The following is a 13,160-nucleotide window of genomic DNA, read 5'->3' on the forward strand; positions in this document are numbered from 1 at the left end:
GCTATGGTCGGCTTTCCCGCCGGGCGCCGTCGTCGCCCTCGCGGTAGAGCACCAGGTGCTCGTGGTGGAGAACACCGTCGCGGATGTCGCCGGTGGCGGTGAAGCCGGTGTCGTCGACGTAGTCGAGGTGGTCGCCGGTGACGGTGTAGCTGCCGGTGTAGGCGCTCGGGCGGTTGCCGCGGGCCTCGTCGTAGCGGCCGTTCGACAGCAGTTCCTGGCGGATGAACCCGTCGGCGGTCACCCACATCCCGACGTACGGGTGCGGGTCGCGGGGCGTGTCGTTGCTGGTCATGCCGCTACGATCGGCCCGCCGGCCGGTGGCAACCAGGCCGCCGTCTCCCCAGGTGGGGGCTTCCTGGGTGCGGCGCACCCAGCATCCTGGGCCGGCCGGATCGTGGGTGCCCGGCACCTAGGGACAGAGCGGCCTGGTTCCGGTTCCGCCGCGCGACGAACCTGATGGTCAGGCGGCTGCCGTAGCCGCCGGACACTCGCCTCGGACCCACGTCGACGCGCACTCCCGCAGCGGACACACCGATGAGGCGACTCCACCGAGGAGCACGCAATGACCATCACCGTCACCGACGCCGACACCGTGAGCTGGAACCCCGAGGCCCTCGACGAGATCCTCTCGAACGACGAGGGGCGTCCCGTCCTGTTCACCAATGCCCGGATCCTGACGATGGACCCGCTGATCGGGGCCATGGTCGGCGCCGACATCCTGTTCGTCGGCTCACTGATCGTCGGGGTCGGGCCCGGCATCGTCACCGCGGCCGGCGACGACAACGCCATCGTCGTCGACGCCACCGGCACGACCGTCGTCCCCGCCGTCATGGACGCCATCGCGCTGGCCGGCGGCCGCGGCCACCGCTCGGAGTACGCCGCGACACTGACCCCGGGCAACACCACCGACTTCCTGGTGGTGCCCGACGAACTCGCCGACGACGTGCCGAGCGCGGTGGCCACCCTCCTGACCCACCCGGAGCGGGTCCGCGCCCTCGTCTCGGCGGGCCGACCGGTGCTGTGGGCCGGCGCCGACGTCCCCGGCCGGCCCGCCGCACCCGAGGCGGGCGTCCCGGACGCGGAGGACCTGACCGGCAGCCCGCGGGTCGGTGTCTGGATCGACCGGAACGACTTCCTGCACCAGGAGCTCACCGCTGGCGGCCGCTACGACGAGACCCGGGGCGGCCGCCCGCACGCCTACCAGGGCCGCTACTGGACCGACGGCGACCGCATCGACTACCTGGACGACCTCGGCTTCTGGGCCTACGGCGAGTTCCGGGGCGACGAACTCCACCACGCGGGCTACGTCATGAAGCTCGGCTGACACCCCGTCCCCGTCCCCGTCCCCGTCCCCGTCCTCTTTCCTCGCCGTACCGAAAGAAGAACCTCATGAACCTCAACGACACCACCAGCGCCGCCGTCCTCGAAGAGCTCCGGCGCCGGCCCGCCGACCGGCGGCGCATCCTGTTCACCGGCGCGACCGTCGTCACCATGGACCCCGGCCTCGGTGTCGTCGACGGCGGTGACGTCCTCGTCGAGGGCGACACGATCACCGCGGTCGGCCCCCGCCTCGACGCGGCGGACGCCGTGGTCGTCGACGCCACCGGCACCATCCTGGCCCCCGGCTTCGTCGACACCCACCGGCACGCCTGGGAGGCCCAGTTGCGCCGGATCATGCCGGACGTCGACGACCTCGGCGGCTATGTGACGGCCACCCTCGCCGGCTACGCCACGGTCTACCGGCCGCAGGACATGTACATCGGCACCAGACTGGCCGCCCTGACCGCGATCGACAGCGGCATCACGACCATGCTCGACTTCTCCCACAACTCCCGGACCCGCGAGCACTCCGACGCCGCCGTCGAGGCGCTGCGCGACACCGGCATCCGTGGCGTGCACGCCTCCATGGGCCCGCACTTCGGCGACTGGGACCGGCAGTGGCCCGGCGACCTGACCCGTCTCAAGGAGCAGTACTTCAGCAGCGACGACCAGTTGCTCACGCTGCGCCTGGCGACCCTGGCCACCGACGAGATCGCCGGACCGGCGCTCGCCTACGGCCCGGAACTCGCCCGTGTCGCCGAGGAACTCGGCATCGGGGTGAGCGTGGACGCCGTCTTCGGCACCGCCTCCTCCGACGCGGTCCTGCGCTGGGCCAAGGACGGCATCCTCGGCCCCGACGTCACCCTCATCCACTCCACCGGGCTGACCCCCGAGGCGTGGCGGGCGATGGGCGATTCCGGCACCACCGTGGCGCTCGCGCCGACCTCCGACGCCCAGATCGGTCTGGAGACCGCGGTCCCCGCCGTCGACGAGGCGCTGTCCGTCGGCATCCGCCCCGGCCTGAGCATCGACGTCGAAGTCGCCCTGGCCAGCGACATGTTCACCCAGATGCGGGCCCTGCACGCCATCCAGCGGATGCGCGCGGTCAACGCCGCCTACGGCACCGACCGGCAGCTCTCCCGCATCACCACCCACGACGTCCTCGACTTCGCCACCCTCCAGGGCGCCCGCACCAACGGCCTGGCCGGCGTCACCGGTTCACTCACCCCGGGCAAGAAGGCCGACCTCCTGGTCATCCGGGCCGAGGATCTCAACAACATGCCGCTCAACGACCCGATCGGCACGATCGTGCTGGGCTCCGACGCCCGCAACATCAGCGCCGTCCTCGTCAACGGCGAGCCCCGCAAGTGGGCCGGACAGGTCCTCGACGTCGACCTGGCCGCGCTGCGCGGCGAGGTGCACGCCTCGCGCGAGTACGTGCTGAACACCCCGGCCGTCTGAGCATCGCCCCTCCCCGTCCCGTGGTCCCCCGGCCGCTCCTCCTTCCGCTCTTCCCTCCGGCCGGGGACCCGCTTGGAGCTGCCATGTCCCACCCCAACCCGCAGAACCGTCCTACGCCGGCGGAATCCTGGTGGGCGGTGCGGTCGCCCTGCTCCAGGTCAAGCGGGACACCCTCACGGACCTGCGGGACGCCGGCCGTATCGACGACATCGTCCTGCGGACCGTCCAGCGCATGCTCGACGTGGAGGAGGTCCGGCTGAGGAGCAAGGCCAGTCCCTCGACGGCCGGTTCCGACCCGCCGTCACCGTCATCCCGCGGCGGTGAGCGCTCCCAGGGCGCTCGCCTGGGTCCGCCAGTCGGTCTGGTTCGGGCTGGTGCCGGCCCAGCGCTCACCGAGGGCGTTGAGAGAGGTCCGGTCCTGCGTCCACAGGGTGTCCGCCTGCTTCTGCACGTAACTCCGGTACGTTCCGGAGCCGGTGGCGGTCGCCAGGTCGGCGAGGTTCCGCATGAAGATGCCCTTGAACTGCTTCTGGTTGTCGTCGCAGGACGCCGAGCCGACGTCGCAGGACTCGGTGAGCACTCCTCCGACGGTGAGCGCCGAGTTGCCGATCGCGGCGTCGGCGAGGGTCCGTGCGGTGGTCAGCAGGGAGCTGTCGCCGGTCGACTTCCACAGTTCGGTGAAGCCGCCGATGGCCAGCCCCTGGTTGTAACTCCACACGGTGGAGCCGTTGTTGGTGCACGACGAGGTCAGGCCGTCGTTCACCAGACCCGACGGGTTGATCATCCCGCTGGCCTGATACCAGGCCGCGGACGTCTTCGCCCGCTGGAGCCACAGGGTGTCACCCGGGATGCGCTGGTGCAGTGCGGTGGTCAGCCACAGGTACTGCCCGTTCGTCACCGCGTTCTTGTAGGTCCGCTCACGGTCCCACCACACGCCACCACCGCAGGTACTGGTGTCCCAGTACTGCTGGACGTAGTTCGCGATGGTGACGGCCTCGTCGAGGTAGCGGGCGTCGCCCGTGTAGTCGTACGCGTCGATCCAGGCGATGGCCCACCAGCCCGAGTCGTCGATGGACCGGCTGATGAAGTCGCCCTCGATCGCGTCCGAACTGCGCACCCCGGCGGCGAAGACACCCTTGTTCTGGTCGAAGGTGCGCGCGATGACCCCGTCGTAGTCGTGCGTGCCGGTGGTCTTCGCGAAGTCGACGAGGGCGGTGAGGGTGGCGGCCGAGTTCCACCAACTGCTCGGCCACCAGCCGTTGTAGGGGTCGTACGACGACATCAGCGCGTCCGCCGCCGCGCGCGCCCTGGTCGGTGCGGGTCTGACCCATGCGGTGCAGCTGCCCTCGTTGTGGCTCGCCTCCCGGCCGCAGGCGCGGACCGCGCCTGCGTAGAGGAGGCCGCGCGGGTCGCGGGTGGCGTACATCGCGGTACGGGTGCCGGTGGCTCCGGACGGGGTGGCGGTACGCCCCAGGGAGGAGCCGTCCGGCCAGGTCGAGCCGCCGTCCCAGGAGCGGTCCAGCCAGATCTCGTCACCGGCGCCTCCGCTGTCGATGCTCGCCCAGGCCATGGAGTTCTTCTGGTCGACGTGCAGCCGGATGGTGCGGCCGTAGAGGGTGGTGGACGGTACCGGCTGGTCGTCGCCGGCCGCCTGGCCCGCGCTCGTGCCGTCGCAGAGGGTGTCGCAGACGGTGGGATAGACCCAGTTCGTGCAGCCGACCCCTGCCGCGTCACCGCAGGCCCGGACCAGTCCGCGCCGGTGGTTGCGGGGGTCGGTGATGTTGTACATCAGCGTCCTGGTGCCGGTCCAGGTGCCCGGGATGCTCGCCTTGCCGAGCAGCCCCTCCCAGGTGGCGCCGCCGTCCCAGGAGCGGTCCAGCCACACCGAGTCCCCGGTCACGCCGTCGTCGATGCTGGCCCACGCCATGTCGTCCGCGGCGGACACATGCAGTTCCAGGCGGCGGCCGTTGAGGTCCTTGTCCGGCACCGGGAAGGTCTCCTGCCGGGCCTGCGAGGGGTCGAGCGTGTCGCAGGCCAGGACACAGACCTGGGTGGCGGCGGACGCGGGCGTCGCGGCCGGCACCAGGGCGGCGAACGCGAGCGCGGCCGCCGGCAGGAAGCCGAGAAGGCGTGGTACGACAACGATGTCTGAACGGCGTGAGGGCACCGGGGCTCGCCTCGATTTCACGATGGGGGATGACGGTCGGCGCGCGTGACGGGGGCCGACGGCTCTGGTCGGGCCGGGCCGGAATCGAGCACTGGTCCATACCTGTCTGCGAGGCAGTGAACCGGCTTGGCGAGACCCTGTCAATGCCGCAAGGGCGCTTCACCCCAAGGGAGTTGAGAGACGACCGTGACGGGTTGACACCCGGTTTTCGGGCGCCCATCATCGGTGGAACTTCGGCGAGGTTCCTCGTGCATCCAGCTGTCACAACAAACCCGGGGCTTCGCTCGGCACGTTTTTGAATCGTTTCAGACACCGTGTTTCCCAGGTCCCCGCGTCCCCCACCCAGGAGGTCTCCATGCGCCGTCGCTCACCACTGAGCAGACCCCCGGGCCGGCACCATCTGCTCGGCCTCGCCGTCCTCGCGGCCACCGTGCTCGCCACGGGCCCGGCGCCCGCCACCGATGCCGTGCCGATGTCCGCCAAGGAGACCCCGACGGACGCCCGGACGGCGGCGGCCGACCCCCTGAACTACTCGCCGGCCTCACGCACCCTCAAGCCGACCGCCGTCTACCGGACGTCCGGCAGCGTCGCGAACCCGCAGAACGTGCTGAGCGGACAGCCGACCCGGATCTCCGGCTCGCAGTCGGCCGTCACCCTCGACTTCGGCAAAGAGGTCGCCGGCATGACAACGTTGTCCTTCGGGAGTACGAGCGACAGCGGGCAACGGGTCGGCCTGGCCTTCAGCGAGTCGTCCCTGTACGTGGGCAACACCAGCGACCGCAGCAGCGGCCGCGACGGCGAGGACGGCGCCCTCTACGCCACGGCCTCCGCGGGCGGCACCTACACCGTCCCCACCGCCCAACTCCGCGGCGGTTTCCGCTACCTGACCGTCTTCCTCGACACCTCGGGCTGGGTGGACCTCCAGGGCGTCAGCCTCGGCTTCACGGCGGCACCCGGGAAGTCCGACCCGGCCGACTACCCCAACTACTTCCACTCCAGCGACGACCTGCTCAACCGCATCTGGTACGCCGGGGCGTACACGGTCCAGCTCGACACGATCGCCTCGGACCAGGGCCGCGCCTGGCCGCCGCCGGCCTCGGCGTGGGACAACGGCGCGACCGTCGGCGTGGGCGACTCCGTCCTGGTCGACGGCGCCAAGCGGGACCGCACCGTATGGCCCGGCGACATGGGCATCGCCGTCCCCACGCAGTACGCGTACTCGGGCGACCTCACCTCGACCCGCAACGCACTCACGACGATGTACGACGCGCAGTCGGCGGAGGGCGAAATCCCGTGGTCGGGGCCGCCGTTCAACCTCACCGGCTCGGACACGTACCACACCTGGACACTGCTGGGCACGTCGACGTACTACACGTACTCCGCCGACCGGGCATGGCTGGACTCGGAGTGGGCCGACTACAAGCGCGGGATGGCCTTCATCACCAACAAGATCGACGGCAACAACCTGCTCAACGTGACCCGTACCCAGGACTGGGCCCGGGTCGGTCAGGGCGGGGAGAACATCTCCGCGAACGCGCTGCTGTACGCCGCGCTCAGGGGCGGCGCGACCCTGGCCACGGCCGAGGGCGACAGCACACTCGCCGCCGGCTGGACCGGCAAGGCGGACGCGATCAGGGCGGCGGCCAACTCCCGGCTGTGGGACGCCTCCAAGGGCATGTACAAGGACAACCCCACCAGTGGTCTGTACCCGCAGGACGGCAACTCCCTCGCGGTCTGGTACGGGTTGACCGACTCGGCGGCCAAGGCGAAGAGCGTCGTCGCAGGGCTCGGGAAGAACTGGGGTGCGTACGGCCCCACCACCCCCGAATGGGGCGGCAACGTCTCGCCCTTCGCGGGCGGCATGGAGCTCAACGCCCGCTTCACGGCGAACGACGACTACACCGCCCTGGACCAGATCCGGCGCACCTGGGGCCACATGCTCGACAGTGACATCGGCACGAAGAGCACCTTCTGGGAGGGCCTCAAGGCCGACGGCGGTCTGGCCTACGGCGGTTCGTTCATGAGCCTGGCCCACGGCTGGTCCTCGGCCCCCACCTCCACGCTCACCTTCGACGTGCTCGGCACCGCACCCGAGTCGGCGGCCGGCGCCTACCGCTTCGTCCCGCACCCCGGCGACCTGACCAGCGCCGAGGGCCGTATCACCCTGCCCCAGGGCGCCGTCGACGCCTCCTGGTCCCGCGACCCCGCCGCCGGCACCTACTCGGCGCACCTGACCAGCCCGTCCGGCACCAGCGGCCGTATCGGCGTCCCGAAGTTCGGTGGCGGCAACGTCTCGGTGTCCGTGAACGGCACGGTCGTCTGGCGCGACGGATCCTTCACGCCCGCCTCCGGCATCACCGGCGCGAGCCAGGACGACACCTACGTCTACCTCACCGGCGTGGCCCCGGGCAGCTACACCGTGACCGCCACCGGCCTCGGCAACCCGGCCGCGTCCGCCGACCCGGCCACCACCGGCACGCTGCGCGCGGGCTACACCCGGTGCGCGGGCGAGGGCGGCACCTGCTCCTTCAGCGGCACCCGCTCGGTGGCCTACGGCGCCGGGACGTACACGTACAAGACGGTGACCGACACCACCGCCTGCACCAACGCCTCCTTCGGCGGCGACCCGGCGCCGAATCTCGCCAAGTCCTGCTACGTCGCCGACGCCGGCGGCCCGCCCGGCTACACCGTCTGCGCGGCCGAGAACGGGACCTGTGCCGTACCCGGCTACAACCGGGACGTGGTCTACGGCGCCAACGGCGACTTCGTGCACCAGGTCACCAACGGGTCCGTCACCTGCTCCAACGCCCACTTCGGCGATCCCGTCGACGGCGTCGCCAAGTCCTGCTACCTGCCGTCCGCCGGAGCGCCGGCCGGCGGCTGGACCAAGTGCGCGGACCAGAACGGCACCTGTTCGGCCGCCGCCGGACAGCCGGTGGCGTACGGCGCGTTCGGAGCGTTCACCATGCTCACGGCCACCGGCGACACCCCGTGCACCGACGCGACGTTCGGCGACCCGATCCCCGGCGAGTCGAAAGCCTGCTACACCGCCACCGGCGGCCCGGCCGGCTACGCCACGAACTGCTCCGACGAGACCGGCACCTGCGCCTTCGGCGGGCAGCAGACCGTCGCCTACGGCGCCCGGGGCACCTTCGTCTACAGAACGTTCACCGGCGGCACCGCCTGCACGACCACGGCGTTCGGCGGCACGGACCCGCTGCCGGGCGTACGGAAGGGCTGCTACCTGACTCCCTGAGTACTCCGGCAGCCCGCCCGTGTCCGTCGGGCGGGCCGCCGGATCACTCGGGGTGCGCCACCGCCTCCCTCTGGAGCTGCACCGCCGCGAGCAGGCTCAGCCTCGGCTCCGCCTGACGCAGCGCCTTCACCGCGGCGACCGAACCGACGTCCCCGGTGAAGCCGGCGGCAGCGAGCCGGGAACGGACCCAACGGGCACGCAGCCGGGTCTCGGTGGCGGCGGCGGTGGATTCCACGAGAGCGGCGGCACGTTCCAGGCCCGGGCGTTCCTCCGGCGAGGCTTCCGCCAGCGCCTGGCGCAGGGCCGCCGCGACCTCGTCCGTGTCCCGGATGGTCAGCACGAAGGTGTTTTTCCTGCTCGGTCCCGTGATTCCTGTCATGAGCGTCAGCCTGACGGCCATGGTCGCTGCGCGCCAAGCGACTTGAGGAGGCTCAGAGGTGCCGCCCGGCCTGCGGTCCGCCCGGCTCCTCTCCACCGACGGAGGCGTGGCGGGGGAGAACAGCACCGCGCTGCTCTCCCCCGCCACGCCGGAACGAACGTCAGATGGCCTGGGCGGTGGGCAGGATGGTGATCTCGGTGAGGTTGACGTGGCGCGGGACGGCGGCCATGAAGGCGACGGTCTCGGCGATGTCGGCGCTCTGCAGGACGTCGATGTCGTGGATGAGGTCGGCCATCAGCTTGGACGCGTCGGGGTCGGTGACGTGGTCGGGGAGCTCGGTGTCGACCATGCCGGGCTCGATGGTGGCCACGCGGACCAGCTTGGGACCGAGTTCGACGCGCAGCAGCCGGGTGAGGTGGCTGATGTACGCCTTGGTGCCGGAGTAGACGGAGAACTTCGTCAGGATGCGGGTGGCCGCGATCGACGACGTGTTGATCAGATCGGCGGGCCTGCCCGCGGCCGCGGACTCCGTCAGGTGCGGGACGAACGCGGCGATGACGTTCATCAGGCCGCCGATGTTGAGGTCGATCTGGCGCTGCCAGTCGTCGACCTTGAGTTCCTCGATGCCGGAGATGAGCTGGACACCGGCGTTGTTGAACACGAGGTCGGCCTTGCCGAAGCGCTCGGCGACCTGGTCGGCGGCGGCCTGGACAGCGGCGCGGTCGGTGACGTCGACGGCCAGGGCGAGCGCGGTGCCGCCGGCGCTCTCGATGTTCTTGACCACGCCGTCCAGACGCTCCTTGCGGCGGGCCAGTACGACCACGGTGGCGCCGAGTTCGGCGAGGCGCTCGGCGGTGACGGCACCCATGCCGCTGGAGGCGCCGGAGACGACGGCGACACGGCCGGCGAGGGGGGCACCGGTGAGCAGGGCAGCAGACATCACAAAACCTCGATCTCTTTGATCACAGGAGGGGGAGAGACAAGGGGAGGGAGACGGGGAGGGAGACGGTGCGGGGGAAGCTCCGGGTGCCCGAGCGGGTCGGGCACCCGGTGGAGCGTCGGCGTCAGGCGGCGTCGTCGTGCGCGGTGGCCGCGGACTTCTCGCACCACCGGGCGAGGTCGTCCTGCACCTGCTGGTACTTGACGTCGAGCCGCTCCAGCGTGTCTCGTCCGAGGTAGAGATGCGTGGGCAGCTTCTCGGTGGCGGCCACCTCGACGATGAGGGCGGCGCCCTTGACGGGGTCGCCGAGCTGGGCGTGGTTGGCCCGGTCGATCCAGTCCAGGGTGACGTGCGCGGGGGTGTCGTCGTAGTCGCTGATGCGGTGCTGGGCGACCGACAGGGAGCTGGCATCCAGGAAGTCGGTGCGGAAGACGCCCGGCTCGACGACCATCGACTGGATTCCGAACGGCGCCATCTCGGCGGAGAGCGCCTCGCTGATGCCCGCGACCGCGAACTTCGACGCGGAGTACAGGCTGACGCCCGGCTCGCCCTCGAAACCGGAGCGGGAACCGATGTGCACCAGCCGGCCCGAGCCCTGCTTGCGCATCACGGGCAGCACGGCGCGGGTGACGTTGATCAGGCCGAAGACGTTGAGGTCGAACAGCGACCGGGCCTCCGCGTCGGAGATCTCCTCCAGCGCGCCCAGCAGGCCGCGGCCGGCGTTGTTCACCAGGACGTCGATGCCGCCGAACCGCTCCACGGCCGCCTCGACCGCCTGCGGGATGCTGTCGTTGTCCGTGACGTCCAGGGCGACCGCGAAGACCTTGCCGGAATTCTTCAGATCGTCCGGTACCCGCTCCGGATTTCGTACGGCGACCACGACATTGTTACCGCCTGCCAGAGCGGCACGGGCGATTTCCGCGCCGATTCCGCGGGAGGCACCGGTGACAAACCACGTAGCCATGGGAAAAACCTCTTTCGTTCTTTCCCCTTCGAGGGGATTTCCTGTTGACGTATTCGAGTCTGTCCCTCCTCCCCGGCGATATGAAGGCAGCGGTTTTCCTGGGAGTCCTGCACCCAGGATGACGCTCAGGTGCCGCGCGCGGGGTTCTGCCGGCGCGGCACCTCGGGCGCGCTGACGGAGCCCAGCAGGGCCAGCCCGTCGGCGGACGGGGAGCCGGGCTCGGCCTGCAGGACGACGAGCTGCTGGCCCGGGACGCTGCGGATGTCGAGGGCCTCGTGCCGCAGCTCCAGGTCGCCCACCACCGAGTGGTGGACCTGCTTGATCTCGTAGGGTGGGACCCGGGTGTACTCGCGTGCCCACAGGGCGCGGAACTCGCCGCTGCGGACCGACAGCTCACCCACCAGCTCCAGGATGCGGGGGTCCTCCGGGGTGCTCGCGGCGGTCTGCTGAAGGTCGGCGACCGCCCGGTGCCTGGCCCGCTCCGGGCTGCGGTAGAAGGTCTTCGCCGCGGGGTCCAGGAAGAGCATGCGCAGGACGTTGTCGTGCTGCGCGAAGTCGCGGTAGAGGGCGTCGGCCAGTGCGTTGGTGGCGAGCAGGTCCTGGGCGTGGCCGATGATGAAGGCCGGCGTCCTGGTCCAGCTCTCGATCAGCTGCCGCAGGTGCGGCCGGACACGCTCGACCCGGACGGGTGCCTTGGTACGGCGGCCTCCGGGCAGGGCGAGCCGGAAGAGCGTCCGCTTGTCCCCGTCACCGAGTTGCAGCACGCGGGCCATGGCCTCTAGGACCCTGGGCGAGGGGCTGAGCTCGCGGCCCTGCTCGAGCCGGCTGTAGTAGCTCAGGCTGACCCCGGCGAGGGTCGCGACCTCGTCGCGCCGCAGCCCGGGCACCCGCCGCCGGCCGGCGGCGGGCAGTCCCGCCGCCGCGGGGCTCAGGCGTTCCCTGCGGGTGCGGAGAAACCGACCCAGCCCTTCCACCGGGTCGAGGTGCGTGTCGTTGTCCATGTCATCGAGGCTAGGCGGAAAACGCCCGGGAAAGTTCCGCCGACGGTGGGTGCATTACACCCAGGATTACGGGCGCCACACACCCAGGATTACGGGCTCCACGCGGCAGGACCGCGACGGATCACGGCCCGCCGTTTCGGTCCCCCTCCCCTTCCCGAACCCCACCCTCTGTGATCACGGCTCGACCATGCGTGTTATTGCGTGACCGGCGCTTCTCATCGGCCGAAATCCATCTACTCTTGCCGCATGAGCAATGGGACGCCTTTGGGTGATTTTCTCCGAGCCCGCAGAGAAGCCCTGAAGCCGCACGACGTCGGTCTCCCCGAACACGGGCGACGCCGCGTGCCGGGACTACGCAGAGAGGAAGTCGCACTGCTCGCCGGAGTCAGCTCCGACTACTACATCAGGCTGGAACAGGGGCGCGAGAACAGCCCGTCCGCACAGGTCCTCGATGCCGTGGCGCACGCGCTGAAACTGGACGCGGAGTCCACCGACCATCTCAACCGGCTCTGCCTGGCGGCCTCTCAGCGCCCGCACAACTGGGGCGAGGCCGACGTCAGCGGGCAGCTGCTGCAGCTGTTGGACGGATGGGACCACACTCCGGCCTTCGTCGTGGGCCCGGCCCTCGACATCATGGCGGGCAACTCCCTGGCCACGGCCCTGCACAGTGGTTTCGAGAAGTTCGACAACCTCGCCCGGATGGTGTTCGTGGACCCGGCGGGGCGTGACTTCTACCAGGAGTGGGAGCGGGCCGCGCACTCCTGTGTCGCCGAGATCAGGGCCGCCTACGGCCATGACCCCGAGTCCGCCCGTATCGCCGAGGTCGTGGCGGAACTGTCCGCCCGGAGCGAGGAGTTCGCCGCGCTCTGGCAACTGCACGACGTCAAGGGAAAGTCCCAGGAGGGCAAGCACCTCAAACACCCTCAGGTCGGGGACCTGCACATCAAGTTCGCGGCCTTCACGGTCAACGGGGCTCCGCACCAGCAGCTGGTGGTCTACCAGGCCGAGCCGGCCAGCCCGACGGCGACCGCCTTCGAGACGCTGAGGGCCATGGCGGCCCAGCCGGAGCAGGCCCGGGCGGACGCGATGGACCCGAGCATGTGAGTTCCGGTGGAGGCTGGTCCTGCCACACCCAGGAAGAACGCGGCCTTCATGGCGGTGCCCCCGGCTGCCGACACTCGATGCCACGGACCGTCGAGCTGAAGGACCGCATGACCAAGTGGCGGTACCTCCTGTAGGCAAGCACGAACCGGCACGCAGTCCACTCGGCACGGCAGACGGCACCACGGAGACGACACCGCCACCCTCGCGGCGGCGGGCGGCCGGCTGCGGTCGGCTGCTTCAGCGGAATCACCGCACGACGGCAGCATCTCGCGTCCGTGGCGGCGGACTGGCTCTGCTTCGAGGACGTAGCCGGCCGGGGCCTGCGGGGTGCGCATCCAGCAGGTCGCGGTGCGGGCCGCCGCGGGGAGGTCCTTGGCGGTGGTGACGGCTGTGCAGCTCGCCCACATCCGGGCCGTCCACCCGCCCGAAAAGGAAGCCCTGGGTGCCTTGGCCGTCGAGACCCGTTTCTCCCCTCCGGTCGCCTTCAACTGCCCTATATTCATTGCAAGTTGGGTCGCGCGCATGCGTGAGGCGATGACGATCCGATCGGCTCCGCAAGTCGTCGTCG

10 protein-coding genes are annotated in these 13,160 nt (G+C 70.6%); 4 read left to right on the forward strand and 6 right to left on the reverse strand.

The features are described 5' to 3' along the window. Position 1: 1 nt before the first annotated feature. Positions 2-292, reverse strand: coding sequence for an Atu4866 domain-containing protein (locus ABT137_RS15455; protein WP_351708259.1), 291 nt, complete (start codon positions 290-292; stop codon positions 2-4). Positions 293-562: 270 nt separating this feature from the next. On the opposite strand from ABT137_RS15455, the gene ABT137_RS15460 reads away from it, so the two are divergent. Beyond that, entirely contained in the window at positions 563-1,324 is a 762-nt protein-coding gene (locus tag ABT137_RS15460; protein WP_351708264.1) for an Atu4866 domain-containing protein, read from the forward strand. A gap of 65 nt (positions 1,325-1,389) precedes the next feature. Continuing rightward, positions 1,390-2,781 carry an amidohydrolase family protein gene (locus tag ABT137_RS15465; RefSeq protein WP_351708267.1) on the forward strand — a complete coding sequence of 464 codons (1,392 nt, stop codon included), beginning with the start codon at positions 1,390-1,392 and terminating at the stop codon, positions 2,779-2,781. A gap of 307 nt (positions 2,782-3,088) precedes the next feature. Here ABT137_RS15465 and ABT137_RS15470 read toward each other — a convergent pair whose 3' ends face one another. Beyond that, positions 3,089-4,708 (reverse strand): glycoside hydrolase family 76 protein, encoded by a 1,620-nt coding sequence (locus ABT137_RS15470; RefSeq protein WP_351708405.1) that lies wholly within the window; start codon positions 4,706-4,708, stop codon positions 3,089-3,091. 595 nt (positions 4,709-5,303) lie between these two features. On the opposite strand from ABT137_RS15470, the gene ABT137_RS15475 reads away from it, so the two are divergent. Next, the gene (locus tag ABT137_RS15475) at positions 5,304-8,204 is read left to right on the forward strand and encodes an alpha-L-rhamnosidase-related protein (protein WP_351708270.1); all 2,901 of its coding nucleotides are present in this window, start codon (positions 5,304-5,306) and stop codon (positions 8,202-8,204) included. Positions 8,205-8,247: 43 nt separating this feature from the next. Here ABT137_RS15475 and ABT137_RS15480 read toward each other — a convergent pair whose 3' ends face one another. The 4 genes from ABT137_RS15480 to ABT137_RS15495 form a co-directional block, all read right to left on the reverse strand. Beyond that, complete coding sequence (locus ABT137_RS15480) at positions 8,248-8,583, reverse strand: hypothetical protein (RefSeq protein ID WP_351708273.1); 336 nt, start codon at positions 8,581-8,583, stop codon at positions 8,248-8,250. 160 nt (positions 8,584-8,743) lie between these two features. After that, complete coding sequence (locus tag ABT137_RS15485; protein ID WP_351708276.1) at positions 8,744-9,526, reverse strand: SDR family oxidoreductase; 783 nt, start codon at positions 9,524-9,526, stop codon at positions 8,744-8,746. A gap of 121 nt (positions 9,527-9,647) precedes the next feature. Beyond that, positions 9,648-10,487, reverse strand: coding sequence for an SDR family NAD(P)-dependent oxidoreductase (locus tag ABT137_RS15490; protein WP_351708279.1), 840 nt, complete (start codon positions 10,485-10,487; stop codon positions 9,648-9,650). 125 nt (positions 10,488-10,612) lie between these two features. Beyond that, positions 10,613-11,488: a helix-turn-helix transcriptional regulator gene (locus ABT137_RS15495; protein ID WP_351708282.1), complete on the reverse strand. Its 876-nt coding sequence runs from the start codon at positions 11,486-11,488 to the stop codon at positions 10,613-10,615. A 246-nt stretch (positions 11,489-11,734) separates the two neighbouring features. On the opposite strand from ABT137_RS15495, the gene ABT137_RS15500 reads away from it, so the two are divergent. Next, positions 11,735-12,592 carry a helix-turn-helix transcriptional regulator gene (locus ABT137_RS15500; protein WP_351708285.1) on the forward strand — a complete coding sequence of 286 codons (858 nt, stop codon included), beginning with the start codon at positions 11,735-11,737 and terminating at the stop codon, positions 12,590-12,592. The last annotated feature ends 568 nt before the right edge of the window (positions 12,593-13,160 follow it).

It is taken from the genome of Streptomyces sp. NPDC001980 (assembly GCF_040296885.1).
Taxonomy (GTDB): domain Bacteria; phylum Actinomycetota; class Actinomycetes; order Streptomycetales; family Streptomycetaceae; genus Streptomyces.

Coding starts and splice junctions, on each gene's coding strand:
- ABT137_RS15455 (WP_351708259.1), bottom strand. CDS start 292: ATGACCAGCAACGACACGCCCCGCGACCCGCACCCGTACGTCGGGATG.
- ABT137_RS15460 (WP_351708264.1), top strand. CDS start 563: ATGACCATCACCGTCACCGACGCCGACACCGTGAGCTGGAACCCCGAG.
- ABT137_RS15465 (WP_351708267.1), top strand. CDS start 1,390: ATGAACCTCAACGACACCACCAGCGCCGCCGTCCTCGAAGAGCTCCGG.
- ABT137_RS15470 (WP_351708405.1), bottom strand. CDS start 4,708: ATGGCGTGGGCCAGCATCGACGACGGCGTGACCGGGGACTCGGTGTGG.
- ABT137_RS15475 (WP_351708270.1), top strand. CDS start 5,304: ATGCGCCGTCGCTCACCACTGAGCAGACCCCCGGGCCGGCACCATCTG.
- ABT137_RS15480 (WP_351708273.1), bottom strand. CDS start 8,583: ATGACAGGAATCACGGGACCGAGCAGGAAAAACACCTTCGTGCTGACC.
- ABT137_RS15490 (WP_351708279.1), bottom strand. CDS start 10,487: ATGGCTACGTGGTTTGTCACCGGTGCCTCCCGCGGAATCGGCGCGGAA.
- ABT137_RS15495 (WP_351708282.1), bottom strand. CDS start 11,488: ATGGACAACGACACGCACCTCGACCCGGTGGAAGGGCTGGGTCGGTTT.
- ABT137_RS15500 (WP_351708285.1), top strand. CDS start 11,735: ATGAGCAATGGGACGCCTTTGGGTGATTTTCTCCGAGCCCGCAGAGAA.